This is a genomic window from Burkholderia sp. 28_3, assembly GCF_003253915.1.
Lineage (GTDB): Bacteria > Pseudomonadota > Gammaproteobacteria > Burkholderiales > Burkholderiaceae > Burkholderia > Burkholderia cenocepacia.
In genome coordinates this window covers 1-24,510 of sequence record NZ_QKZF01000036.1, presented here as the reverse complement: position 1 = coordinate 24,510, position 24,510 = coordinate 1, and the positions used below count along the sequence as shown (strand labels likewise).

Sequence of the window (24,510 nt, the reverse complement as noted above, 5' to 3'; positions counted from 1 at the left end):
ACGACCACGATCGGGCGCTTGCGTACGCAACGACGTTGCGCGGCCAACCGATCGGTCGCTTAAAAGAGGTTAGGAGGCGCGACGCGCTTGCACAAGGGGGGAGAAGCCCGATGCGGGCGAGCCGATGCGGACCGTCCACCGCACGATGACCGGCAGATGGCGCACAGCTGTCGCGTTCGACAGGCAACCCGTCGCGGCCGGCTCACTGGTGCGCGCGCAATGTTGCGCGACCGGAAAAGGTGACTGCCAGCCACGAGGATGTTTCGTTTGGCCTCCGAAGCCTAGACTGGCTGCATCGCTTCCGCCCGCGCCAGCAACGGCGCGGCACCGGAACCTCACGGAGCACACACGATGAAGACGATGAAACACGCGGCATGCGCGTTCGTGCTGATCGGCGCGGCGTTCGCCGCTCACGCGCAAGCCGCGTCGACGCTCACGCGCGCGCAGGTCCGCCAGGAGCTCGTGGAGCTGCAGGCCGCCGGCTACCGGACGAGCCTCGCAAGCAGTCCGGACTTTCCGGAAAACATGCAGGCGGTCATGCAGCGCGCGGCGCAGGCGCGCAGTGAGGGCGACGCGGCCGGTTACGGCAGCGACGGCCGGTCCCACACGGAATCGGGCAAGCCGGCGCTGCCGCACGCGGCCGATCGCGGCACGTACGCGCATCACTGACCGGATCACCGACCCGATCACCGACGGAATCGGACGGATCGCGCGGCAGCGGCGCGGCGCACCCTGCGCCGGCCGCATGCGCGAGCGTCACACGCTGAAGCGGTTCAGCGTATAGGCGCGATAGGCGGCGACGAATGCGTCGAACGATCCGGCCTCCTTCGCTTCGAGCTCGGCCTGCTCGGCCAGCGACTTCGCGGCGAGCGCCTGCTCGGTGCGCAGCGTCTCGGCCGACGGCGGATGCGCGCGGAAATGCGCGGCATGCGCTTCGCTCTGCGCGAGCGCGAACGCGAGGAACGACTGGCCGTTCTCGCGCATCATGCGCAGCACGCGCGCGGACGGTGTGCGTTCGGGATCGGCGAGCTTGTCGCGCTGCGCGGCGATCGCGCGCGCATGCTCGTCGCCGCCGCGGATTTCGTCGAGCCGGCGACCGACGATCTCGATATCGGCCATCAGTTCGTCGGCCCACTGCTGCAGCGTGACCGATTGGCCGTCGCGCGTCAGCGTGAGCCCCGGCTTGCGGCCGTCCATCGTCACGCTGCCGAAGTTCGCGTTCGCTTCCTTGTACGCGTCGCAGTCGAGCGGCGCGCTTTCGTCGAGTGCGCACGCGAGCAGGAACGCGTCGATGAAGCGCGCGGTCTCCAGCGCGATGCCGGTCGGCTCGAACGGATCGATGTCGAGGCAGCGCACTTCGATGTACTGGACGCCGCGCGACGCGAGCGCATGCAGCGGCCGCTCGCCCGAATACGTGACGCGCTTCGGCCGGATCGTCGAGTAGAACTCGTTCTCGATCTGCAGCACGTTCGTGTTGATCTGGATCCACTCGCCGTCGCGATGCGTGCCGATCGCCTCGTACGCCGGATACGGCTCGCTCACGGCCTTCGACAGCGCGTCGAGATAACCGGGCAGCGTGTTGTAGTCGACGTGCAGCGCGGCCTGGGCCGTCGTGTTCGAGTAGCCGAGATCGCTCATCCGCAGGCTGGTCGCATACGGCCGGTACAGCGTATCGGCGTCGAACGTGTCGAGTTTGTGCGGCTTGCCGCGCAGGAACCTGGTATCGAGCACCGGCGACGCGCCGAACAGGTACATCAGCAGCCAGCTGCGGCGGCGGAAGTTGCGGATCTGCGCGAGATAGCGTTCCGACTGGTAATCGACGAGCGTCGCCGTGGACCCTTCTTCCGCATGCAGGCGCCGCCACACTTCCTCGTGCAGCGAGTAGTTGTAGTGGATGCCGGCGATGCACTGCATCGTGCGGCCGTAGCGATACGCGAGGCCGCGCCGGTACACCGTCTTCAGGCGGCCGATGTTCGACGTGCCGTAATCGGCGATCGGGATCTGGTCGTCGGCCGGCAGCAGGCCCGGCATCGAGTCGTTCCACAGCATCTCGTCGCCGAGCGATGCATAGACGTAGCGATGCAGATCGTCGAGGCGCTCGAGCGTGAGCGCGGCGTCGCGCTCGGCGGGCGTGATCAGTTCGATCAGCGCTTCGGAATAGTCGGTCGTCAGCGCCGGATGCGTGAGCGCCGAACCGAGCGCGCGCGGATGCGGCGTGAACGCGATCATCCCGTCGCGCGTCACGCGCAGGCTTTCCTTTTCGATGCCGCGCAGGCCGTCGGGCAGATGCTGCCGCGTCGGGCCCGAGCTCAGCGCGTCGAGGCGATTCAGCAGCAGTTCGGACTGGCGGTGAGTCATGGTGTTCGACATGGAGACGCAAGTGCGTGACGGCCGCGCGCAGAACGCCGCGCGCGGCCGGCTGGATTGTTGGTCGCTTCGTTGGTAGCGGGCACTTTAACATCTCGCCGGAACCCGCGCTTGAGGTGGCTCCGGGCATGGCGCACGGGCCTGAGCGGGCGATCGGACGGGCCGGGCGCGGCAGCGCCGGCCCCGATCGCCGGGTCGGGACGAGGCCGATCGGCACGCCGGTCAGCGGAATTCGTCGGATGGAACGGGCGCGGCGAACGGGGGGCGGCAGGTGCAACCGTGTCGCGGAATGGATCGGGAAACCCCGCATCCGGAGACGTCGCACGCGCGGCATCCGGCCGTTGCCGGAGGCGTGGCATCGCCATGACGGGCCACGTCACGCCGGCACTTGTCGCATGCCGGCGCCGCCTGCGCACCGGGTTGCAGCCCCGCCTTCCGGCGGTCGCGCCCGGCCGCGGGCCGCCGCGCTTACCCGCCGCGCGCGCCGCCTGCCCGGTCGGCCACTTCGTTCCACAGATGCAGCGCCGCATACGCGCGCCACGGCCGCCAGCCTTCGGTGCGGCGCTTCTGGCTGGCGAGCCGGTCGAGCGCCGGGTCGCGCGCGGCGATCGACTGCATCAGCACGAGATCGGATGCCGGCCACGCGTCCGGGTCGCGCCATGCACGCATCGCGATGTACTCGACCGTCCACGGGCCGATGCCGGGCAGGTCGAGCCACGCGCTGCGCAGCGTCGCGAGATCGGCATGCGCGCGATCGACCGGCACGTCGCCGGCCGCCACCGCGCGCGCCACGCCGGTCAGCGCGGCCACCCGCTTGCCGGGCATCCCGATCTTGTCGAGATCGCACGCGGCCAGCGCGTCGGGTGTCGGAAACCGCCACGCGGGCGCGCCGTCGTCGTCCTGCATCACGCGTTCGCCGGCCCGTTCGACGAGCCGGCCGACGATCGTCGTCGCGGCCTTCACGCTCACCTGCTGGCCGACGATCGCGCGCACGGCCAGCTCGAACCCCGACCACGCGCCCGGCACGCGCAGCCCCGGCGCGGCGTCGACGAGCGGCGCGAACCACGGATCGCGCGCGAGCCCGTCGCCGATCGCGGCCGGATCGGCACCGAGGTCGAACATCGTCGCGACGCGCGCGGCGAATGCATCGTCGACGTGACGCGCGACCGCCCCTTCGACGGTCGCGATCAGACAATGCTTGCGCGGGTGTTTCGTGACGGTAAGCCGGCCCGCATCGCCGTGCAGATCGACGATGCGGCGATATACACCGTCGGCGACCTGCTCGACACCCGGAATCGCGCGCCCGCTGAAGAAGCGCAGCACGCGCGCCCAGTCGTACGGCGCCTTGTAGCGCAGCTCCATCTGCGCGGACGGCGGCACCGGGCCGCCGTTCGCGAGGGACTTGATCGTTGTCGTCTCGATGCTCAAACCGCACTGCCCTCCGTCTCGGCTTCGGCTTCATCGTCGTGAACGTGGCGCGCCTCGGCCGCGAGCAGCGTCGCCTTGCGGCGCACGCCCCAGCGATAGCCGGCGAGCGCGCCGCCCTTCTGCACGACGCGGTGGCACGGGATCGCGAGCGCGACCGGATTCGACGCGCACGCGGACGCGACCGCCCGCACCGCGCGCGGCGAGCCGAGCGCCTCGGCGATTTCCGAATAGCTGCGCGTCTCGCCGTACGGGATGTGCGTCAGCGCTTCCCACACGCGCTGCTGGAATGCGGTCGGCGCGATGTCGAGCGGCAGGTCGAATGCGTGCCGCGTACCGTCGAGATACGCGCGGATCTGCGTGACGAACGGCGCGAGCCGCGCGGACGATTCGACCAGTTCGGCGCGCGCGAACGTGTCCTTCAGTTCGCCGACGAGCGACGCCGCGTCGTCGCCGAACGCGATCCGGCAGATGCCCTGTTCGGTGGCGGCGACCAGCACCGTGCCGAGCGACGTCGACGCGGTCGCATAGTCGATCCGCAGGCCCGCGCCCTGGCGGCGAAACGCGGACGGCGCCATCCCCAGCTCGCGCGGCACCGACGCATAGAGCCGCGACGGCGAGTTGAACCCCGCGTCGACGGCCGCCTGCGTGACCGGCTGCCCGCTTTGCAGCGCCTGCCGCAGCGCGGCGCCGCGCTGCGCGGCCTGGTACTGCCGCGGCGACACGCCGACCACGCGCTTGAAAAGCCGCTGCAGGTGGAACGGGCTCACGTGCACGGCGTCGCTCAACTGCTGCAGCGTGAGCCGCTCGGCCTGCGCGTCGAGCACCGCGCATGCGCGATTGACGATGTCCAGTTCGCGCGGCAGCCCTTCCGGCTGGCAGCGCTTGCAGGGCCGGAAGCCGGCCGCGCGCGCGGCCGCCGGATCGGTGAAAAAGGACACGTTCTCGCGGCGTGGCTGCCGCGACGCGCAGGTCGGGCGGCAAAACACGCCGGTCGTGCGGACACCATAGAAGAACGCGCCGTCCGCATGCGGATCGCGCTCGGTCACGGCGCCCCAGCGGGCATCATCGGTCGGATAGGCGGTTTTCATTTGAACCTCGCACTCTCTAGTGTAGATGGTGCCTACTCTAGCCATCGGCACATGCCGTCGCGCCCTGAATCTTGCTCTGTGATTCGTGCCGACGAATCGGGGCCACATCGATCGGGATAAATCCGACGAAACCCGCGCGGCGGCCGCTCCAGCGCGGTTTTCGTCATCGTCCCGTCACCATTTTGCTGCAGTGCGGATGCGACAAATCGCCGTCCTGACGTTTTTTTGCAATCGGAATATTGCGTCGCACCATCGCCGTGTGTATAGTTGGAACTGTCTCCTCCATGTCTCCTCCTGATATGGATTAAGCCCGTTCCGCACTGCGTGAACGGGCTTTTTTTCGTCCGTCGATTGTGCCGCGTTCCGGCCGGCGGCGCAGGCGCGATGCGTCTACACTCGATGCTCGTCGACTGCGAAGGAGTCCCCCGCTCATGAAACCCACCATCCGCGGAATCGATCACATCGTGCTGCGCGTGACCGACATGGCGGCGATGACGCGCTTTTACTGCGACGCCGTCGGTTGCCATGTGGAGAAGGAACAGCCCGATCTGGGCCTCGTGCAACTGCGCGCCGGCGACGCGCTGATCGACCTGCTGACGGTCGGCGGCCCGATCGACCGGCCCGACAGCGGGCCGCCCGGCACCGGGCGCAACCTCGATCACCTGTGCCTGCGCGTCGAGCCGTTCGATCCCGACGCATTGATCGCCCATTTCGCCGCGCATGGCGCGCGCCCCGGCGCGCCGGCCGAACGCTACGGCGCCGGCGGCTACGGGCCGTCGATCTACCTGTTCGATCCCGAAGGAAACATGGTCGAATTCAAGGGGCCGCCGGCGGCGCTCGGCTGAATGCGGCCGGCGCGCGGGCCGTTACGCGTCCGCGCGCGCCTTCAGTACCGTCCACTCGACCGCGACCGGATCGTGATCGGCGCTCGAGATCCACGCGGCGCCGTCCTGCACCGTGCACTGCAGGCGCATCGTGCGCTCGGCGAGCCGCCCGAGCGCGGCCGCGACGCCGTCGGCGAGCGACAGCACCTGCACGTTGCGCAGCCGTTCGACCTTGCTGCGCACGCCCTGCCACCAGATATCCGACGTCTTGCCGCCGTACGCGATCACCGTGACCTGTCCGGCGCGGCCGGCCGCCTTCGAGATGCGTCGTTCGTCCGGCTGGCCGGCCTCGATCCACACGTCGATCGCGCCCGTCAGATCCTTCTGCCACAGGTCGGGCTCGTCGACGTCCGACAGCCCCTTGCAGAACTCGAGCCGCTCGTGCGCGAACAGCGCGAACGCGACGATGCGCACCATCATCCGGTCGTCGGTTTCCGACGGATGGCGCGCCACCGTCAGCGCGTGATCGGCGTAGTAATGCCGATCCATGTCGGCGATTTGCAGCTCGGCTTTGTAGATCGTGGATTTCAGCGCCATGCGGATGCGGCCCGGGCGGGCATTCGGTTCGGTCGGGCCGTGATGATACCGAATGCGCGCCGTCCGGCGTGCGTGATGCACGATCCACAGCGCAACGGCCCGGCATGCGCCGGGCCGTGATCGGTTCGCGCCGCCGGCTCCTCGAGCCGGCGCGCTCGCGCGTCGTGCGACTGCGCGGGAATGGACGGTTATTGCTTGACGAAGCGCGAATCGGTCCAGAGGCCTTGCTGGTCGCTGTTGTCGGCGCTGACGAACTGCACGTCGCCCTGATCGACCGACACCACGCGGAAGCGCTGGCCTTCCGGCACCGACAGGCAGCGGAAGTCGTCGAAATACTGCTGCTTCGCCTGCGACTTGCCGTCACGCTCGTGACTCAATACGGAGTCCAGATTGTCTTTCGACAGACAGCCCCATGCGTTCTTCGTCAGCTGGATTTCCTGCTTCGGCTTGACGGCCGAATCGCCGCCGGCCTGCGCAATCGACACAGCGCAAAATGCGCCGACAAGGGCAAAGAGGACACCGGTACGCTTCATCATGTTCTGTCTCCAGGCTTGCGGGCACCAGGCTGGGTTAGCTATGTGTTTAAAGGTGATCGTGAACCCGCGTTTTTCACTTTAGAAGACCGGCAAACGATAGCAAGCACATTTGTTGTGCGATCGCAATAGCGGCGGATTGTCGCACCCCGTGCGCAGCCTGTTTTCGCGCAGTGTGCGCGACGGGTAAAAGCGGGCTGCCCGGCGGACAGCCTCGTCATGCCGGGCGGAAAGCGTTATCCGGCAAGGCTTTCATCCCAGTTACATTGCAGCGATTGAACGGTTTGGATAATCCATTTCGATATCCGGATCATTTTGATGCGCCGCACATAAAGTCATCCGAAACGATTCCACTTTACCGCAGCGCGCAATCGCATTTACCTGATACAAGAAAAATGCCAGGTATAAGCGGATCCGTATTTATCCGTAGTTCCCCGCGTCTATTCGGCGCCCGCGAAGCCCCGTCGCAAGCGCCTTTCACCGATGGCGTTTACCCTGCGTTATTCACACCGGCCCGCTGCCGCTCGAAATAATCGCGCTGGAAGATGCACATCCGATAAGCGTTGTGATACGCGCCATTCCCGAAAAATTCTTCCTTCAATTCGGCCTCGTGCTGGAATCCGCATTTCTCGTACACGTGAATCGCCGCCGCATTCGACGTATCGACGATCAGGTACAGCTTGCGCATGTTCAGCACCTTGAACGCGTACTCGATCGCGAGGCGCGTCGCCTGGCCCGCATAGCCGCGCCCCTGGCACTGCGGCGCGATGATGATCTGGAACTCGCCGCGGCGGTGGATGTAGTCGAGCTCGATCAGCTCGACGAGGCCGACGAGTTCATCTTGCGCATCGACCGCGACGAAACGGCGCTCGCGCTGGTCGTGTACGTGGCGGTCGTACAGTTGCGACAGTTCCGAGAAGGTTTCGTACGGCTCCTCGAACCAGTAACGCATGATCTTCGCGTCGTTGTTGAGTTCGTGGACGAAGCGCAGGTCCTGGCGCTCCAGCGGCCGCAGCGCGAGCGTGTTGGTATCGTTCTGGAGTTGCATGTTCGTGTCCTTTTTGAGGCCGGCGCACGTGCGGAACGCCCGCGCGGCGCGGCCGCGCTCGGGCCCGTTTCGCACTGTAAGAAATTGAACGCGGGCGAGGTTCAGAGCCTAGAATGGGAGCAAGGGTTCCTGCCACCGCAAGGAGGCTATCGTGATCGAGCAAGTCATCCTCGGAATTTTCCTCGTGCTGCCGCTCGTCATCGTGGCTGCGCTGTTTTCCGACGAACTCTGGCAGGAGCACCGTCGCCAGCATCCGCGCGACGAGAACGCACCGCACATCGACTGGAAGCATCCGTGGCGCCGCGTGCGACGCGGGCATTGACGTCGATCGTCGCCATCCGCAAACCCGCGCCGGCCGGGGCACCGCGGGCCGCGTAACATGCCGGGCACGGCCCTTGCGCTTCGATCCGATTCCCGCCCCACCCGCGAGACGCCGACGTGAACGACAAGCCCACCATTCCTCCGCACGATATCCCGAACGAAACGATCGACCTGCAGATCGCCGATGTCCTGGCGGCCGTCCGCTATCCGGCGAACAAGGACGCGATCGTCGATGCCGCGCGCGACGCCGGCGCCAGCAACGAAGTGCTGTCGATGCTCGACGGCCTGCCCGAGCAGGACTACGCGGACGTCGATGCCGTCACGCGCTGGGTCGCCGGCAACTTCGGCCCCGGGCTCGGCATTTGAGCGCAGCCCGATAACGCGATAGGATCGGGCCGCACCGGTCGCGCCGCGATCGGCAGGCGTGCCGCCCGGCGCAAGATCGGGTGCGTCGCACGCGTGTCCGGGGGACTCCATGGAAGGCATCCTGATCCAGCACACGACGCAACGTCAGCTGTGGTTCGGCGCGCTGACGGCGCTCGTCATCCTGCTCACGCTCGGGATCGCCGCGCCGCATGCGAACGTCGCGCTGCCGCCCGTCGAGCCCTTCATGCCGATGTGCGCGCTCACCGTGTTCACGACCGCGAGCATCGCCGCGTTCTTCCTCGGCGCGCAGTTCACCGTGACACGCCAGCCCGTGCTCGGTGCGCTCGGCGGCGCCTATGCGTTCACCGCGCTCGCCGTCGCGCTGCAACTGCTCACCTTTCCCGGCGTGTTCGCGCCACATGGCCTGCTCGGCGCGCGCCCGCAAAGCGCCGCATGGATGTGGGTCTTCTGGCATGCCGGCTTTCCGTGTTTCGTGATGGGCGCGCTGTTCGCACGCGAACGGCTGACGCGCGCCCCGGTCGGCGCGAAAGAGACGCGCCGCTGGACCCTCGCGCTCGTCGGTGGGCCGGCCATCGCGGCGGCGCTGCTGTGCGCGCTCGCGCTGAACGTGTCGCTGCCGCCCGCGTTCCATCCGCCGCGCGACGCGGCCGTGCTGCCCGTCAACGGCATCGCGCTCGTCGTGTGGATCCTCAACGCGCTCGCGCTCGTGGCCGTGCTGGTCACGGGCCGGCTGCGCACGACGCTCGACCTGTGGCTCGCGATCGCGGTGCTCGCCTGTCTCACCGATACGACGCTGAACCTGCTGTCCACCAACCGCTTCACGGTCGGCTGGTATGTCGCGCGCGTGTTCAGCATGTTCACGCCCGGCGTACTCGTGTGCGTGCTCGCGTGGGAAGTGACGATGCTGTATCAGCAGTTGTTCGAAGCGCACGCGACGCTGATCCGCTCTTCCGCGCGCGACGGTCTCACGGGCGCGTTCAACCGCAGCCACTTCAACGACCATTTCCATACGCTGTTCCTGCAGGCGCGGCGGCAAGGCGAACCGCTGTCGCTGCTGATGGTCGACGTCGATCGCTTCAAGGCGTACAACGACGCGTTCGGTCACGTGAAGGGCGATGCGTGCCTGATCGCCGTCGCGAATGCACTGGCCGGCGCGGTGCGGCGGCCGGCCGACATCGTCGCGCGCTACGGCGGCGAGGAGTTCGCGATCGTGCTGCCGAACACCGGCGCGCGCGGTGCGCGGGTGGTGGCCGACGAAGTGCGCGAAGCCGTGCTGCGGCTCGACCTCGCGATGCCCGACTCGCCGGCCGGGCGCGTGAGCGTCAGCGTCGGCTGCGCGACCGTGTCGGCCGACGATCTGTCGACCCCCGACGCGTTGATCGAAGCTGCGGATGCCGCGCTGTATCGCGCGAAGGATGCGGGGCGAAACCGGGTCGTCGTCGCCTGAAAACGTCTGCTGTTTGGCGAATTGTTACGGTCATTGTGACCGGAATAATCCGCCGTTACGGATTGCGGCGCGGGGATACGATCGCTTACAGCCCGGGCCGGAGCCGCTCGCTATGCTGGGTTCATATTGAACCCGAGCAGGTGAACGCGATGAAGAAGGCCCTTTTGCTGATTGCCGGCGTCGCCGTGTTGTTGAGCGGCTGTATCGTCGTGCCTGATGGTGGCGGGTATTACGGTGGGGGTGGGTATTACCATCATCACCGTCATTGGGATTAAGGCAGACGTCGGTCCGAACGCCTCGATCCGGTCCGTCGCGCAGTCAAGCCGGCGTCGTCAGCTCGGCATGCATAAGAAAGATCTATAGCGCGGCGAGCGTTTCGTAGTGGAAACGCTCGCCGCGCGGATCCTTTTCCGTGTCTTTGATCAGATTGCGTCGGGCATCGAATCGATACGGCTCGCCCCACAGTTCGACTATGTCGAACTTTAAATACGGGCGGGCTCTCCCTAGGACCGCTGCCCCTGATGCACGGAAACCGGCCACAGTACCTACGATCTCGCCGCCAAGCACGCCGAATATCGCAGTAAATATTCCGTCCATGATCTAGGTCTTCGAAGGATATTTAGGACAATTGACGTTGACGGCGACAACGACCCCAGTGGGCCGTTCACTTTGCCTTGCGCGGCATCGAGCTGCTTTTCGACGGGAAGACTCACGCTTTCACTCACGGAGCATTTCCTCCAGGCGCGTATTGACCTTGACGCCCAGATCCGACAACAGTTCGAAGAAGGCGTCACGGCGTACGGCAAAGTGTTCAAACACCCGTTCGGGATCCATCGACAAATCGAGCAACAGAACGCTCAGTTGACGCGATGCCTGCAGCAGTTCGCGGCGCGCCTCCTCAATAGATAAGGTCGCGTCATCATTTTGAGCCATGATGCGCCTCCGCATTTTGCACGCAACGCGCCGCCTCGCCCATTCGAGGCCAGATATCAGCAATCACGAGAAGCGCGTGTGCCTCCACTGCATCGAGCAAACAGCGAAGAATGATTTCGGTGGCGGAGATTGCGCACACCTCTGAGGCTTTACAGTCGGTGCAAGTTGCGGCCTTGATGCTGCGTTTGAACGCTGCGCAACCGTCAGCGCGGTAGGGGATACGACCGAAGCCAGCGAAGAGGCTTTCGAACATCGAACGATACCCCCGGCTCGGACGCGCCGTCGGGCGAACATTCAGCCAGTGTTCTGCAGCGCGGATGCCGGCAAGTTCGACTAACTCCGATGTGACAGTAATCGTGGGCTTCGGCGACCGAGTGTTACGCCAGACATTGGGTATGAGGGCGATCGGACCGGCAGATTTGGCAAGTGTATTCGGAAAGGTAACAGCAAGCGCGCCGTCGGCGGTTACTCGTCGTCCAGCTCGATCGTTGCGCCGACCTGCCGACACTTCTCGAGCACTTGGTCGACAGTCGCGGAACGATCCTGCAGCGCTAGCGCTAGGAACAGCATCGGCAACGACATCGGTCTCGGCTCGACTCCCCCCGTGTACTTTCGCCACTGACTGTTGCCAGCCAATCCGAACATCTGAGCCATCTGCTCGCCGGTGAATCCGAGGCGCACTTTCAGCGCACGCAGGTCTTCCGGCGTCGGCGGGAAATATTTGAGGGCCATAAGCGTGGTCGCGCAGAATTCGCGCAAATACGATGCTATTCATAATGTCGTTCCTTTCGGAGGTAGCGGGCTACGCGGAGCGTTACCCAACGCGATTCAATTTAGACCCTTAAGGTCTATCTGTCAACGAAATACGCCGTCCGCTGAAATCGCCAGCCCATTACGTTCGAGTCGGCTACTTGAGCTACGAGGCGAGCGCTTACATCCCTTTGCACAATTGGTCGTGGCGCAACGAGATACGATTCGGCGCGAATTCCGCGTGCTCGATTGCCAACCAGATCTGGAGACCAACAGGCAGACGGCTTGCCATGAGCATGAATCCGTGGTGAACGAACAACACGAGGGTTCGTTGAGCCGGCGGTAATCCATCGCAAGCGAGACGGACGAGGAAATAGGACAAAAATGGGAAGCGCGAGCTGATACAGGCTTGGCGATCGCGCCAACATGGAGCACGACATCGGTCCAAACATTGTCCGAACATGGAGTCCCAAGCATCCACGCGAACAATCTGCTGCGAAATAGTCAGCGTCGTGACAGAGCCGTCACGAGAGGCTTGCGTCGAGTTGTCGGAGCGTACAGAGGTATGACGAGGCGAGCCGATACGATGCAGGCAGATGAAGCAGCACCCCACAAGGTCAACGACCCTCGGATCATTTCCCAATACAAAACCTGCTGAAAATCACCCCCAGCAGATCATCCGACGTGAACTCCCCGGTAATCGCATTGAGCTGCTCCTGCGCGAGCCGCAGCTCTTCGGCAAACAGATCGAGCGACTGCGCACGCTGCTCCGCATGATCCGCCGCCTGCGCGAGATGTTCCTGCGCGGCCCGCAGCGCGATCAGATGCCGCTCGCGCGCGAGATACACACCCTCGGCCCCCGCCTGCCACCCCGCGATCCGCAACAACTCCGCGCGCAGCATGTCGATCCCGTCGCCGCGTTTCGCCGACAGATGCACCTCGGTCAGATCGCCTTCCGCCGCCGGATGCTCGACGCATGCCGGCACGCCGGTCAGATCCGTCTTGTTCAGCACGCGCACCACCGGCACGCCGGCCGGAAACCGCGCGGCGATCGTTTCGTCGTCCGCCGTCATCCCCGTGCGCGAATCGAGTAGATGCAGCACGACGTCCGCGCGCTCGATCTCGCTCCACGTGCGCGCAATGCCGATCCGTTCGACTTCGTCCTCCGTCTCGCGCAACCCGGCCGTATCTATGATGTGCAGCGGAATCCCTTCGACCTGGATCGTCTGCGCCACCTTGTCGCGCGTCGTGCCGGCAATCGGCGTGACGATCGCCAGCTCGGCGCCCGCCAGCGCATTCAGCAGCGATGACTTGCCGACGTTCGGCTGCCCCGCGAGCACGACCGACAGCCCTTCACGCAACAACGCGCCCTGCCGCGCATCGCCGAGCACGTGCGCGAGTTGCGCGCGGATCTTCGCGAGCTTGCCGCGCGCGTCGGCCGCTTCGAGGAAGTCGATTTCCTCTTCCGGAAAATCCAGCGTCGCCTCGACCAGCATCCGCAGCGTGATCACGTCGTCGACGAGCGCATGGATCTGCCGCGAGAACGCGCCGTCGAGCGAACGTCCGGCCGAGCGCGCCGCGGCCTCGGTGCTCGCCTCGATCAGGTCGGCGACGGCCTCGGCCTGCGCGAGGTCGAGCTTGTCGTTCAGGAACGCGCGCCGCGTGAATTCGCCCGGTTCCGCCAGCCGCAGCCCGAAGCCGCGCCCCGCATCCAGGCAGCGCTGCAACAGCAGCTGCATCACGATCGGCCCGCCATGCCCCTGCAGCTCGAGCACGTGCTCGCCGGTGTACGAATGCGGCGCGGGGAAATACAGCGCGATCCCGCGGTCGAGCGGCGCGCCGTGCTCGTCGAGGAACGGCACGTAGCTCGCATGGCGCGGCGCGAGCTTCTGCCCGCACAACGCGTCGATCAGCGGCAGCGCGGCCGCCTCGCCGCCACGCCCGAACGACACGCGGACGACCCCGATGCCGCCCCGGCCGGCAGCGGTGGCAATGGCGACGATCGGATCGGAATCGGTAGCGAGCATGGGAATCGGAGAAATCGGGTAATCAGCGAGTCAATGGTGCGCCCGCGCAACAGTTCGGGCACCGGAACGCCGGCATTGTAGCGTGCCGGCTCACACGCAACCGGCCGCGCCGCCGGATTCGGACACGCCCGAATTTATCCCGCCGGGGATAAGCCGAGTATCAGTTCGGCGTCATGACACACCGACCATTTCGGACGAGTATGCGTGCCCGAGGGGCTTGGCACTACGTCCCTCAATTTCGTTCCCCATCCTGATCAAGGCTGAGATTCGTCCGAACGAGATACGTTTATCCCATATGGTTGTCTGGGACGCGGCGATGGAATTGCACAATCTCCCCATGCCGACATCCGAAGAAAAAGCCGCGTTCTCGGAACGCCTGAAATTCGCCCTGCGGCGCAGCCCGGAGAAGGTCACGGGCGCGACGGAACTGGCGAACCGATTCAATCTGCGTCATCGCGGAACGCACCCCGTTTCGCCGCAAACCGCGCACAAATGGCTGACGGGCCGCACGATCCCGACGTCGGACAAACTCGAAACGCTCGCCGAATGGTTGCGCGTCGAAGTGCACTGGCTGCATTACGGGCCGTCGCCAAGCGTAATCGAACATCCGACGCCGCAACCGCTGCCGCGCGACGAACGTTATCCGCCGACACCCGAGACGATCGAACTCGCATCGAAGATCGAGGCCTTGTCGCCACATCAGCGCTACCTCGTGCAGGAACTGGTCGAGCAGTTCTACGGCGATCCGAAACTCGAAGCGAAGAAAGCCTGAACGGCAGCAGCCGCACGCGCCGCCGGCGTCGTCGCCGCGAAACAAAAAAGCCGCATGGTCACGAACCATGCGGCTTTTTTTGCGAGCATCGCGGACGGCGGGCCGCCCGCGGCTGCAACGCGCGTCAGGCCGACTTCTTCTTGACGCCGCCGAGCTTGCGCGTGATGTAGTACTGCTGCGCGATCGACAGCACGTTGTTCACGACGTAGTACAGCACGAGACCTGCCGGGAAGAAGAAGAACATCACCGAGAACGCGATCGGCATGAACTTCATCATCTTCGCCTGGACCGGGTCCGGCGGCGTCGGGTTCAGGCTCGTCTGCACGAACATCGACACGGCCATCAGCACCGGCAGGATGAAGAACGGATCGCGTTGCGACAGGTCGTGAATCCACAGAATCCACGGTGCGCCGCGCATTTCCACCGACGCGAGCAGCACCCAGTACAGCGAGATGAACACCGGGATCTGGATCACGACCGGCAGGCAGCCGCCGAACGGATTGACCTTCTCGGTCTTGTACAACTCCATCAGCGCGGCGTTCATCTTCTGCGGATCGCTCTTGAAGCGTTCGCGCAGCGCCTGCATGCGCGGCGTGATTTCCTTCATCCGCGCCATCGACTTGTAGCTCGCAGCCGACAGCGGGAAGAACACGGCCTTGATCAGCACCGTCAGCAGCACGATCGCCCAGCCCCAGTTGCCGACATAGCCGTGGATCTTCTCGAGCAGCCAGAACAGCGGCTTCGCGATGATCGTCACCCAGCCGTAGTCCTTCACGAGCTCCAGGCCCGGCGCGATGCCTTCGAGCATGCGCTCTTCTTCCGGACCGGCGAACAGGCGCGCCTGCACGTCGGCCGACTGGCCCGGCGCGATCGCGGCGACCGGCTGCTTCACGCCGACGCGGTACAGCGCCGGATCGATCTTTTCAGCGTAGATGTCGCGCTTCGCGCCCTGCTGCGGGATCCACGCCGACGCGAAGTAGTGCTGCACCATCGCGACCCAGCCGTTGTCCGCGGACTTCTCGAAGTTCGCCTTGTTCTTGTCGAGGTCGCTGAAGTCGATCTTCTGGAAGTGCTTCGCGTCCGTGTAGACCGCCGGCCCGAGGAACGTGTGCGAGAACATCGGCGTTTCGACGGCCGTGTTGTCGCGAACGAGTTCCATGTAGACCGTCGGCGTGACGGGCGCCGTGCCGACGTTGTCGATCTTGGTGTCGACGCCGATCACGTAGCTGCCGCGCGTGAACGTGTAGGTCTTCACGACCTTCACGCCGCCCTTCACCGGCGATTCGAACGACAGCTTCAGCGTGTTCTGGTCGCCCGTCAGCGACGTCGAGCCGGGGTTCAGCTGCGTGTAGACGTCGTTGTGGTTCGGGAAATCGCCGCCGAGCAGGCCCGTGCGTGCGAGATACGTGTGGCCGGCCGTGTGGTCGAACAGCGTGATGTACAGGTCGGGCTGCTTGCCGTCGCCCTGCTTCTTCAGCGTCAGCTTCGCGAGCGTGCCGCCGCGCGTGTCGATTTCGCCGTCGTACACGTCGGTCGAGAACTTCACGAGCTGCGCCTGCGCGGCCGGGGCCGTCGTCGACGGTGCGGCGCCGGCTGCGGCGGCAGGCACGTCACCTGCGGTCGTCGTCGCGCCCGTGCCCGATGCGCCGCCGGCAGCGGCCGGAGCCGTGTGCGTGGCGCTCGGGAAGAACATCGACGGGCGTCCATGGTCCCGCTGCCAGTTGTCGTACAGCATGACAGCTGACATGAAGAAGATCACCCATAGGACGGTGCGTTTGATATCCATGCGTTGTCTCAGAGTCGATGGGACCGCGCGTCGGCTTCGCCGCGAGCGCGAGTGTCGGAGTTGGGCGGCGGGACGAGGTCGATGCCGCCCGCGGAAAACGGGTGGCACCGGCACACGCGCCTGACGGCGAGATACGTGCCGCGCGCGGCGCCATGATACTGGATTGCCTCGCGCGCGTAATCCGAACAGGAAGGATAAAAACGGCAACGGTTGCCGAGCATCGGGCTCACGGCAACCTTGTAGAAGCGCAGCAAGGCGATCAATACCGTTTTCATACCTTGGGCGGCGCCGTACGACGCCGCGTCAAAACCGGCCGGGCGGGCGCGAACGCCGCGCGGGGCACGGATGCGTCACTCGGACGCGGGCTTCGACGCACGGCGGGCGATTTCCCGGACTGCCCTGTCGAGCAGCTCGCGGATCTCGGCCGCGCACATCGCCGCGAGCGGGGCGGAAGCCGCGCTCGGCAGCGCTTTCTTGTCAAAGCGCGTGTGCTGCCGCAGCAGCAGGTCGTAACCGGCGAATTCGGCGCGGCGCAGGCGAAACTGATCGCGCGCCAGCCGCTTCACGAGGTTACGGGTGACCGCTCGCGGCGCATACTTCTTGCCGATGACGAGCCCCAGGCGTGCGGGCTGACCGGTCGGCTTGCCGTAAATCACGAAGTGCGCGGAGCGCCGCCAGGGGCGCAAACGAAAAACGGATGAAAATTCATCCGTTTTCAGAAGTCGCGCAGCTTTCGGGAAGGCGGCTTTCGTCTGCGACGGATTCGCACCCGGCTCGACGGCACCTTCCGCAGGACTGCGGACGGCGGACACAGCGCGCAACCTGCCTTAGATGGCGAGGCGCTTGCGGCCCTTCGCGCGGCGAGCGTTGATGACCTTGCGGCCACCTGCCGTCTTCATGCGGACACGGAAGCCATGGGTGCGCTTGCGGCGCGTCACGGACGGTTGGTAAGTACGTTTCATGATGTTCTCACTTGTTCGAGAATGTCGAAATTCAGGGGACCGCGTGCCCTTAACCGGAGGCATTCGGGCGAACGCAATCGCCGGGAATACAGGATTGGTTTTCGCGGAACCCGCTATTTAAACCGTTTTTCTCTTGACGGTCAATACTTTACGAGTCGTCCGCCTGTGCCGGCCCGCGCCGATCCGGCCCCGCGACCCACACAACCGGCCTGTGGATAAGTCCCGCTGTGGCCGCGTTTGGCGTTAGAATCTCGCCTTATCTCCAAGAATCCCGCACGCCGCTTCGGCTCGCGCCTGCCCCTCCAAGACTGTGACGCAGGCGTCCGAGGCACGCTCGCACGACCGCTTCGGGCCTTGTTGCGCAACCGCGACAAGGGCGCCGGCGAGCCGCGCTGTGCACGCAAAAAACGACAGTTACTTGATGAACGATTTCTGGCAACACTGTTCCGCACTGCTGGAGCGCGAGCTGACGCCCCAGCAGTACGTGACGTGGATCAAACCCTTGGCCCCGGTGGCCTTCGATGCGTCGGCGAACACGCTGTCCATCGCCGCGCCGAACCGCTTCAAGCTGGACTGGGTCAAGAGCCAGTTTTCGGGCCGGATCACCGATCTGGCCCGCGAATTCTGGAACACGCCGATCGAAGTCCAGTTCGTCCTCGATCCGAAGGCCGGCATGCGCAGCGCCCCCGCGGGCGCCGCACCGGCCGCCCCGCGTGCACCGCTGGCGCCGAGCGGCCCTGCCGCGACGGTCGCCGCGATCGCCGCCAACCTGACCGCAAATGCTTCCGCTGCGCCCGCCGCGCCGGCCGACGTGCCGATGACGCCGTCGGCGGCCGCCGCGCACCACCTGAACGCCGACGACGCCGACATCGACCTGCCGAGCCTGCCCGCGCACGAAGCGGCGGCCGGCCGCCGCACGTGGCGTCCGGGCCCGGGCGCCGCGCCCGCGAACGGCGGCGAAGCCGATTCGATGTACGAACGTTCGAAGCTGAACCCGGTGCTCACGTTCGACAACTTCGTGACCGGTAAGGCGAACCAGCTCGCGCGCGCCGCCGCGATCCAGGTCGCGGACAACCCCGGCATCTCGTACAACCCGCTGTTCCTGTATGGCGGCGTCGGCCTCGGCAAGACCCACCTGATCCACGCGATCGGCAACCAGCTGCTGCTCGACAAAGCCGGCGCGCGCATCCGCTACATCCACGCCGAGCAATACGTATCGGACGTGGTGAAGGCGTACCAGCGCAAGGCGTTCGACGACTTCAAGCGCTACTACCACTCGCTCGACCTGCTGCTGATCGACGATATCCAGTTCTTCTCCGGCAAGTCGCGCACGCAAGAGGAATTCTTCTACGCGTTCGAGGCGCTCGTCGCGAACAAGGCGCAGGTGATCATCACCAGCGACACGTATCCGAAGGAGATTTCGGGCATCGACGATCGCCTGATCTCGCGCTTCGACTCCGGCCTCACCGTCGCGATCGAGCCGCCCGAGCTGGAAATGCGCGTCGCGATCCTGATGCGCAAGGCGCAGTCGGAAGGTGTGAACCTGTCGGAAGACGTCGCATTCTTCGTCGCGAAGCACCTGCGCTCGAACGTGCGCGAGCTCGAAGGCGCGCTGCGCAAGATCCTCGCGTATTCGAAGTTCCACGGCCGCGAGATCTCGATCGAGCTGACCAAGGAAGCGCTGAAGGACCTGCTGACCGTGCAGAACCGGCAGATTTCGGTCGAGAACATCCAGAAGACCGTCGCCGACTTCTACAACATCAAGGTCGCGGACATGTACTCGAAGAAGCGTCCCGCGAACATCGCGCGGCCGCGGCAGATTGCGATGTACCTGGCGAAGGAACTCACGCAGAAGAGCCTGCCGGAAATCGGCGAGCTGTTCGGTGGGCGCGATCACACCACCGTGCTGCACGCGGTGCGCAAGATCGCCGACGAGCGCAGCAAGGACGCGCAGCTCAACCACGAGCTGCACGTGCTGGAACAGACGCTGAAGGGCTGAGCGCGCGCGCCGCGCTTGATAATTCGGCCTCCGCCCCAATTTAAGGGGGGCGGTTCGGTTTTGAGGCACAATACTGGTTTGACCGCCCCGGTGGTGGCGGGCCAAGAGCCCGGCCGGCGGGGCGCTGCGTGGCTGCTGCGCTGCAGGCCGTTACTCAACGAAGGAACTCTATGCAACTGGTCAAGACCGAACGAGACACCCTCCTCAGGCCGCTGCAAACGGTCAGCGGCATCGTCGAACGCCGCCATACGTTGCCGATCCTCGCCAACCTGCTGATCACCAAGAACGGCCCGGACGTTTCATTCCTGTCGACCGACCTGGAGCTGCAGATCACCACGCGCGCCGATTTCGGCGTCGGCGGCGACCAGGTCGCGACCACCGTCGCGGCCCGCAAGCTGCTCGACATCCTGCGCGCGATGCCTGACGGCCAGGTCACGCTGTCGCTCGCCGACAAGCGCCTCACCGTTCAATCGGGCAAGAGCCGCTTCGCGCTGCAGACGCTGGCGGCCGACGAGTTCCCGACCGTCGCGCAGGCGAAGGATTTCGGCGCCACGCTCGCCGTCCCGCAGAAGTCGTTCCGCCAGTTGCTCGGCATGGTGCACTTCGCGATGGCGCAGCAGGACATCCGCTACTACCTGAACGGCATGCTGCTCGTCGTCGACGGCGACCAGCTGATGGCCGTGGCCACCGACGGCCACCGCCTCGCGTTCTCGTCGATGAAGCTCGAAGGCGGCACGTTCGGCCGCCAGGAAGTCATCGTGCCGCGCAAGACGATTCTCGAGCTGCAGCGCCTGCTCGAGGACATCGACGACACCGTCACCATCGACATCGCGCAAACCCAGGCCAAGTTCACGTTCGGCCAGGTCGAGCTCGTGTCGAAACTCGTCGAGGGCAAGTTCCCCGACTTCCAGCGCGTGATCCCGAAGGCGCACAAGAACACGTTCGAGATCGGCCGCGAAGAACTGCAGCGTTCGCTGCAGCGCGCGGCGATCCTGACCTCGGACAAGTTCAAGGGCGTGCGCTGCATCATCGCGCCGGGCCAGCTGAAGATCATGTCGACCAACGCCGATCAGGAAGAGGCGCAGGAAGAACTCGAAATCGCCTACCAGGGCGATACCGTCGACATCGGCTTCAACGTCACGTATCTGCTCGACGTGCTCGCGAACCTGAAGGTCGACACCGTGCAGGTGAGCCTCGGCGACGCCAGCTCGAGCGCGCTGATCACCGTGCCCGAGAACGACGAGTTCAAGTATGTCGTGATGCCGATGCGCATCTGACGCGCTCGACATCGCGACACACACCAGGGGGCGGCAAGCCCCTTTGGCGTTTTTATGGCGAACTGACAACCCGTCCCTTTGGTGCCTTTTCGGCACCTGGGGCGGGCCAGGAAACTGGAGCGGCCCGGCGATTTCTCGCTGAAACGCACCGCGCCGCCACGAGAGTGGCCCCGCAGAACCGGAAGATATCCATGAGTGAACAGCACAATTCGCAACCCGATAACAGCAGCTACGGCGCCTCGTCGATCCAGATCCTCGAAGGTCTGGAAGCGGTGCGCAAGCGCCCCGGGATGTACATCGGCGACACGTCGGACGGCACCGGTCTGCACCACCTCGTGTTCGAGGTGCTCGACAACTCGATCGACGAAGCGTTGGCCGGGTACTGCAACGACATCCACGTGACGATTCACGCCGACAACTCGATTTCCGTGACCGACAACGGCCGCGGAATTCCGACCGACGTGAAGATGAACGACAAGCACGAACCGAAGCGCAGCGCCGCCGAGATCGTGATGACCGAGCTGCACGCCGGCGGCAAGTTCGACCAGAACAGCTACAAGGTGTCAGGCGGCCTGCACGGCGTGGGCGTGTCGTGCGTGAACGCGCTGTCGAGCTGGCTGCGCCTCACCGTGCGCCGCGACGGCAAGAAGCGCTTCATGGAGTTCCACCGCGGCGTCGCGCAGGATCGCGTGATCGAGGTCGTGGACGGCGTGGAAGTGTCGCCGATGCTCGTGACCGGCGACACCGAGAACCGCGGCACCGAAGTGCACTTCATGGCCGACCCGACCATTTTCGGCACGGTCGAGTATCACTACGACATCCTCGCGAAGCGGATGCGCGAGCTTTCGTTCCTGAACAACGGCGTGCGGATTCGCCTCACCGACCTGCGCTCGGGCAAGGAAGACGATTTCGCGTTCGCCGGCGGGGTGAAGGGCTTCGTCGAATTCATCAACAAGACGAAGAGCACGCTGCACCCGACGGTGTTCTTCGCCAACGGCGAGAAAGACGGCGTGGGCGTCGAAGTCGCGATGCAGTGGAACGACAGCTACAACGAAAACGTGCTGTGCTTCACGAACAACATTCCGCAGCGCGACGGCGGCACGCACCTGACCGGCCTGCGGGCCGCGATGACGCGCGTCATCAACAAGTACATCACCGACAACGAAATCGCGAAGAAGGCGAAGGTCGAGACGACCGGCGACGACATGCGCGAAGGGCTGTCGTGCGTGCTCTCCGTGAAGGTGCCGGAGCCGAAGTTCAGCTCGCAGACGAAGGACAAGCTGGTGTCGTCCGAGGTTCGTGCGCCGGTTGAGGAAGTTGTGGCGAAGGCGCTCGAAGAGTTCCTGCTTGAAACGCCGATCGACGCGAAGATCATCTGCGGGAAGATCGTTGAGGCTGCTCGGGCGCGGGATGCTGCTCGGAAGGCGCGTGAGATGACGCGTCGGAAGGGCGTGCTCGACGGCGTCGGCCTGCCGGGCAAGCTCGCGGACTGCCAGGAGAAAGACCCGGCGAAGTGCGAAATCTACATCGTCGAGGGTGACTCGGCAGGTGGGTCGGCCAAGCAAGGGCGTGATCGCAAGTTCCAGGCGATCCTGCCGCTGCGCGGCAAGGTGCTGAACGTCGAGAAGGCGCGCTACGACAAGCTGCTGTCGTCGGAGCAGATCGTCACGCTCGTGACCGCGCTTGGCTGCGGCATCGGCAAGGAAGACTACAACCTCGAGAAGCTCCGCTATCACCGCATCATCATCATGACCGACGCGGACGTGGACGGTGCGCACATCCGGACGCTGCTGCTCACGTTCCTGTATCGCCAGATGCCGGACATGATCGAGCGCGGGTACGTGTATATCGCGCAGCCGCCGCTTTACAAGATCAAGGCGGGCAAGGACGAGCGGTATCTGAAGGACGACGTGGAGCTCAACGCGCATATGCTGCGGTTGGCGCTGCAAGGGTCGGAGCTGGTGCCGGGTGAGAATGCGGCTGCGATTTCTGGGGATGCGCTTGGGGAGCTGGCAAGGTCGTATTTGCTGTCGCAAAGCGTGATCGAGCGGTTGAGCCGGTTGTATGACCCGGCCGCGCTGGAAGCGGTCATGGACGGCGTGGTGATCGATCTTTCCAACGAAGAGTCGACCGAGGCTTCGGCTAAGGCGCTGCACGCTGCGTTGCATGATGAAGCGCTGAAGAACGAAGTGCGGGTTGTGCCTTCGTATGACGCGGTTCGCGAACAGCGGGCGCTGCATGTCGAGCGGACGCATCATGGCAACGTGCGGGTCTCGGTCATCGACCAGGAATTCCAGCACACGGCGGATTATCAGCAGCTCGTGACCACCGCGAATACGTTCAAGGGGCTGATTGGAGAAGGTGCGGTCATCAAGCGCGGTGAGCGCAGCATGGCCGTGGCGGACTTCAAGAGCGCGATGAAGTGGCTGCTGGCGGATGCGGAGCGCAACGTCTCGAAACAACGCTATAAGGGCCTCGGCGAGATGAACCCCGAGCAGCTGTGGGAAACAACGATGGATCCGGCAGTGCGGCGTTTGCTGCGTGTGCAAATCGAAGACGCGATTGCTGCGGATGGGATCTTTACTACCCTCATGGGGGATGACGTCGAGCCGCGGCGGGCGTTTATCGAGTCGAATGCGTTGCGGGCGGGGAATATTGACGTTTGATGCAATCGGATGGGACGTAGGGCGCCAGAGTAAGTGCGACTGGCGCCAAAGTTTTGCGACTGGACGACGAAGTTGATGCGCCTGGCCTACTGTTGAACGTCACGATGAGGGAAATTCCCGAAGGCGTTAGGCGCACGTCCGCCTAACTCGGCGCACAAATGCTCTGATGGGCTTGGAAGGGAAAGGTGGAAAACCCAGTGAAGATCGGAAATCCGATCCTCCCCAACTCCACCAATTGCAAAAAACCAACCGCTCTCGGTTGGTTTTTTGCCTTTTCTCCCAGGTTTTGACGCGGATTCCGGCCCCCCCCGGCGAGCATCGCCCGTGTGAACCTAGAGTACCCCCTCCCGACACCTCCAGTCATCGCCTAATGACTGTGGCACGGGCGCTGTACATCGCTGCCAGGACAGGGGCATTTGCGACCGCCGTGACGGGTGGTGCATCGTCCGTTAAAATCGCCGTTTTAGAGGGGCACAAGTATGACCGTTTTCACCATAGGCTACGAAGGACTGGACATTGACGCGTTCATGTCGTTGCTCGCTGAGCACGGCATCGACACCGTCGTGGACATCCGCGAGCTGCCCCTGTCGCGCAAACCCGGGTTTTCAAAGAAGGCGCTGGCCAGCGCGTTGAATCTCTCAGGCCTCGAGTACGTCCATATGGTTGACTTGGGTTGCCCAAAGATGGTGCGCAACCGTTATCGTGAGGATGGTAACTGGAAGCGCTACACCGAGGGTTTCCTGAAGCATCTCAAGACGCAAGAGACCGCGATCGCCGATCTGTCGGAGTTAGCGAGTACGTCGAACTGCGCGCTACTGTGCTATGAGGCGGACTTCAACTTCTGCCATCGGTCGATAGTGGCTAATGCCGTGCGTGACTATTGCGGCTCGGACGTCGAGCACATCAGCGCCGCAGGCGAACATGTCCGCATTTTTGTGGGCGAGGCGGTTGAACAACAGGTTATCCGCGTGCCTGCGTGAATCGCTCGCCGAACAGGATAGCAAACTGGTTCATCGCTGATTTCCAGTCGAAGGCGGACCGAACGGTCTTGGCCAGCACGTTGCGCAGCGCCAGCCAGAGCAGCTTGATCGCCGCCTCGTCATTCGGGAAGTGGCCGCGCGTCTTGATGATCTTGCGCAACTGCATGTTCAGACTTTCGATGGCGTTGGTCGTGTACACAACCCGTCGAATCTCCGGCGGGAATGACCTGCCCCCTGCAAACAGGGCCAGCCGGAGTCTAGTAAAGTTCGTTTTCGGAGAAGAAGACGAACATGAAGAAGCGCTTTACGGAACAGCAA

At 64.8% G+C, this 24,510-nt stretch carries 26 protein-coding genes and 1 pseudogene; 11 read left to right on the top strand and 16 right to left on the bottom strand.

Features of this window, described 5'->3' with window-relative positions:
* Window positions 1-351: 351 nt before the first annotated feature.
* A complete protein-coding gene (locus DFS13_RS36955) occupies window positions 352-669 on the top strand; it encodes a DUF4148 domain-containing protein (RefSeq protein WP_058901922.1) in 318 nt (105 codons plus the stop codon).
* Between the two features lie 87 nt (window positions 670-756).
* Here the strand turns inward: DFS13_RS36955 and gshA are convergent, their stop codons facing one another.
* The 3 genes from gshA to ada form a co-directional block, all read right to left on the bottom strand.
* The gene (gshA, locus tag DFS13_RS36950) at window positions 757-2,370 is read right to left on the bottom strand and encodes a glutamate--cysteine ligase (protein WP_166677951.1); all 1,614 of its coding nucleotides are present in this window, start codon (window positions 2,368-2,370) and stop codon (window positions 757-759) included.
* Window positions 2,371-2,835: 465 nt separating this feature from the next.
* Window positions 2,836-3,795 (bottom strand): DNA-3-methyladenine glycosylase, encoded by a 960-nt coding sequence (locus tag DFS13_RS36940; RefSeq protein ID WP_006492382.1) that lies wholly within the window; start codon window positions 3,793-3,795, stop codon window positions 2,836-2,838.
* A complete protein-coding gene (gene ada / locus DFS13_RS36935; protein WP_034201204.1) occupies window positions 3,792-4,883 on the bottom strand; it encodes a bifunctional DNA-binding transcriptional regulator/O6-methylguanine-DNA methyltransferase Ada in 1,092 nt (363 codons plus the stop codon). The genes DFS13_RS36940 and ada overlap by 4 nt, the downstream gene beginning before the upstream one ends.
* Before the next feature lie 431 nt (window positions 4,884-5,314).
* Between ada and DFS13_RS36925 the strand changes: the two genes are divergently transcribed.
* Entirely contained in the window at window positions 5,315-5,728 is a 414-nt protein-coding gene (locus tag DFS13_RS36925) for a VOC family protein (protein WP_006498690.1), read from the top strand.
* Between the two features lie 21 nt (window positions 5,729-5,749).
* Here the strand turns inward: DFS13_RS36925 and DFS13_RS36920 are convergent, their stop codons facing one another.
* The 3 genes from DFS13_RS36920 to speG form a co-directional block, all read right to left on the bottom strand.
* Window positions 5,750-6,304, bottom strand: coding sequence for a YaeQ family protein (locus DFS13_RS36920; RefSeq protein WP_006498691.1), 555 nt, complete (start codon window positions 6,302-6,304; stop codon window positions 5,750-5,752).
* Window positions 6,305-6,492: 188 nt separating this feature from the next.
* A complete protein-coding gene (sap1, locus tag DFS13_RS36915) occupies window positions 6,493-6,840 on the bottom strand; it encodes a surface attachment protein Sap1 (RefSeq protein ID WP_006489950.1) in 348 nt (115 codons plus the stop codon).
* A gap of 487 nt (window positions 6,841-7,327) precedes the next feature.
* On the bottom strand, window positions 7,328-7,885 hold the full coding sequence (speG, locus tag DFS13_RS36910) for a spermidine N1-acetyltransferase (protein ID WP_058902297.1): 558 nt from the start codon (window positions 7,883-7,885) through the stop codon (window positions 7,328-7,330).
* Window positions 7,886-8,036: 151 nt separating this feature from the next.
* On the opposite strand from speG, the gene DFS13_RS40505 reads away from it, so the two are divergent.
* From DFS13_RS40505 to DFS13_RS41010, 4 genes are all read left to right on the top strand, one after another.
* On the top strand, window positions 8,037-8,207 hold the full coding sequence (locus DFS13_RS40505; RefSeq protein WP_006489933.1) for a hypothetical protein: 171 nt from the start codon (window positions 8,037-8,039) through the stop codon (window positions 8,205-8,207).
* A 116-nt stretch (window positions 8,208-8,323) separates the two neighbouring features.
* On the top strand, window positions 8,324-8,572 hold the full coding sequence (locus tag DFS13_RS36905) for a DUF2795 domain-containing protein (RefSeq protein WP_006489924.1): 249 nt from the start codon (window positions 8,324-8,326) through the stop codon (window positions 8,570-8,572).
* Between the two features lie 109 nt (window positions 8,573-8,681).
* Window positions 8,682-10,040 (top strand): sensor domain-containing diguanylate cyclase, encoded by a 1,359-nt coding sequence (locus DFS13_RS36900; RefSeq protein WP_111442811.1) that lies wholly within the window; start codon window positions 8,682-8,684, stop codon window positions 10,038-10,040.
* A 149-nt stretch (window positions 10,041-10,189) separates the two neighbouring features.
* Window positions 10,190-10,315 carry a hypothetical protein gene (locus DFS13_RS41010; protein WP_256097665.1) on the top strand — a complete coding sequence of 42 codons (126 nt, stop codon included), beginning with the start codon at window positions 10,190-10,192 and terminating at the stop codon, window positions 10,313-10,315.
* Between the two features lie 82 nt (window positions 10,316-10,397).
* Here the strand turns inward: DFS13_RS41010 and DFS13_RS40070 are convergent, their stop codons facing one another.
* From DFS13_RS40070 to mnmE, 5 genes are all read right to left on the bottom strand, one after another.
* Window positions 10,398-10,637 (bottom strand): hypothetical protein, encoded by a 240-nt coding sequence (locus DFS13_RS40070; protein WP_134163189.1) that lies wholly within the window; start codon window positions 10,635-10,637, stop codon window positions 10,398-10,400.
* Window positions 10,638-10,757: 120 nt separating this feature from the next.
* A complete protein-coding gene (locus tag DFS13_RS36895) occupies window positions 10,758-10,973 on the bottom strand; it encodes a hypothetical protein (protein ID WP_034201201.1) in 216 nt (71 codons plus the stop codon).
* Window positions 10,960-11,226 carry a hypothetical protein gene (locus DFS13_RS40065; protein WP_124551046.1) on the bottom strand — a complete coding sequence of 89 codons (267 nt, stop codon included), beginning with the start codon at window positions 11,224-11,226 and terminating at the stop codon, window positions 10,960-10,962. Before DFS13_RS40065 ends, DFS13_RS36895 begins: the two co-directional genes overlap by 14 nt.
* Window positions 11,227-11,438: 212 nt before the next feature.
* Window positions 11,439-11,705: a hypothetical protein gene (locus tag DFS13_RS36890; protein WP_034201889.1), complete on the bottom strand. Its 267-nt coding sequence runs from the start codon at window positions 11,703-11,705 to the stop codon at window positions 11,439-11,441.
* Window positions 11,706-12,355: 650 nt separating this feature from the next.
* Window positions 12,356-13,750 carry a tRNA uridine-5-carboxymethylaminomethyl(34) synthesis GTPase MnmE gene (mnmE, locus tag DFS13_RS36885; RefSeq protein WP_048989075.1) on the bottom strand — a complete coding sequence of 465 codons (1,395 nt, stop codon included), beginning with the start codon at window positions 13,748-13,750 and terminating at the stop codon, window positions 12,356-12,358.
* A 337-nt stretch (window positions 13,751-14,087) separates the two neighbouring features.
* Between mnmE and DFS13_RS36880 the strand changes: the two genes are divergently transcribed.
* Complete coding sequence (locus tag DFS13_RS36880) at window positions 14,088-14,522, top strand: transcriptional regulator (protein WP_006489946.1); 435 nt, start codon at window positions 14,088-14,090, stop codon at window positions 14,520-14,522.
* 124 nt (window positions 14,523-14,646) lie between these two features.
* Here the strand turns inward: DFS13_RS36880 and yidC are convergent, their stop codons facing one another.
* The 4 genes from yidC to rpmH form a co-directional block, all read right to left on the bottom strand.
* The gene (gene yidC, locus DFS13_RS36875) at window positions 14,647-16,308 is read right to left on the bottom strand and encodes a membrane protein insertase YidC (protein WP_111442810.1); all 1,662 of its coding nucleotides are present in this window, start codon (window positions 16,306-16,308) and stop codon (window positions 14,647-14,649) included.
* An 8-nt stretch (window positions 16,309-16,316) separates the two neighbouring features.
* Window positions 16,317-16,583, bottom strand: coding sequence for a membrane protein insertion efficiency factor YidD (gene yidD / locus DFS13_RS36870; protein ID WP_006489939.1), 267 nt, complete (start codon window positions 16,581-16,583; stop codon window positions 16,317-16,319).
* 75 nt (window positions 16,584-16,658) lie between these two features.
* Window positions 16,659-17,120 (bottom strand): ribonuclease P protein component, encoded by a 462-nt coding sequence (gene rnpA, locus DFS13_RS36865; RefSeq protein WP_006489941.1) that lies wholly within the window; start codon window positions 17,118-17,120, stop codon window positions 16,659-16,661.
* Window positions 17,121-17,135: 15 nt separating this feature from the next.
* On the bottom strand, window positions 17,136-17,270 hold the full coding sequence (gene rpmH / locus DFS13_RS36860) for a 50S ribosomal protein L34 (protein WP_004198824.1): 135 nt from the start codon (window positions 17,268-17,270) through the stop codon (window positions 17,136-17,138).
* A 421-nt stretch (window positions 17,271-17,691) separates the two neighbouring features.
* Here rpmH and dnaA point away from each other — a divergent pair, with 421 nt between their 5' ends.
* The 4 genes from dnaA to DFS13_RS36840 all read left to right on the top strand — a co-directional run bounded on the left by dnaA (window position 17,692) and on the right by DFS13_RS36840 (window position 24,192).
* On the top strand, window positions 17,692-19,269 hold the full coding sequence (dnaA, locus tag DFS13_RS36855) for a chromosomal replication initiator protein DnaA (RefSeq protein ID WP_218673312.1): 1,578 nt from the start codon (window positions 17,692-17,694) through the stop codon (window positions 19,267-19,269).
* Between the two features lie 170 nt (window positions 19,270-19,439).
* A complete protein-coding gene (gene dnaN / locus DFS13_RS36850; RefSeq protein WP_109343398.1) occupies window positions 19,440-20,546 on the top strand; it encodes a DNA polymerase III subunit beta in 1,107 nt (368 codons plus the stop codon).
* Between the two features lie 191 nt (window positions 20,547-20,737).
* Window positions 20,738-23,212 carry a DNA topoisomerase (ATP-hydrolyzing) subunit B gene (gyrB, locus tag DFS13_RS36845; RefSeq protein WP_111442809.1) on the top strand — a complete coding sequence of 825 codons (2,475 nt, stop codon included), beginning with the start codon at window positions 20,738-20,740 and terminating at the stop codon, window positions 23,210-23,212.
* A 479-nt stretch (window positions 23,213-23,691) separates the two neighbouring features.
* On the top strand, window positions 23,692-24,192 hold the full coding sequence (locus DFS13_RS36840) for a DUF488 family protein (protein WP_111442808.1): 501 nt from the start codon (window positions 23,692-23,694) through the stop codon (window positions 24,190-24,192).
* Here the strand turns inward: DFS13_RS36840 and DFS13_RS36835 are convergent.
* A pseudogene (locus DFS13_RS36835) lies at window positions 24,173-24,418 on the bottom strand (transposase); the annotation flags it as partial. The gene DFS13_RS36840 and the pseudogene DFS13_RS36835 overlap by 20 nt on opposite strands.
* Window positions 24,419-24,510 lie beyond the last annotated feature (92 nt).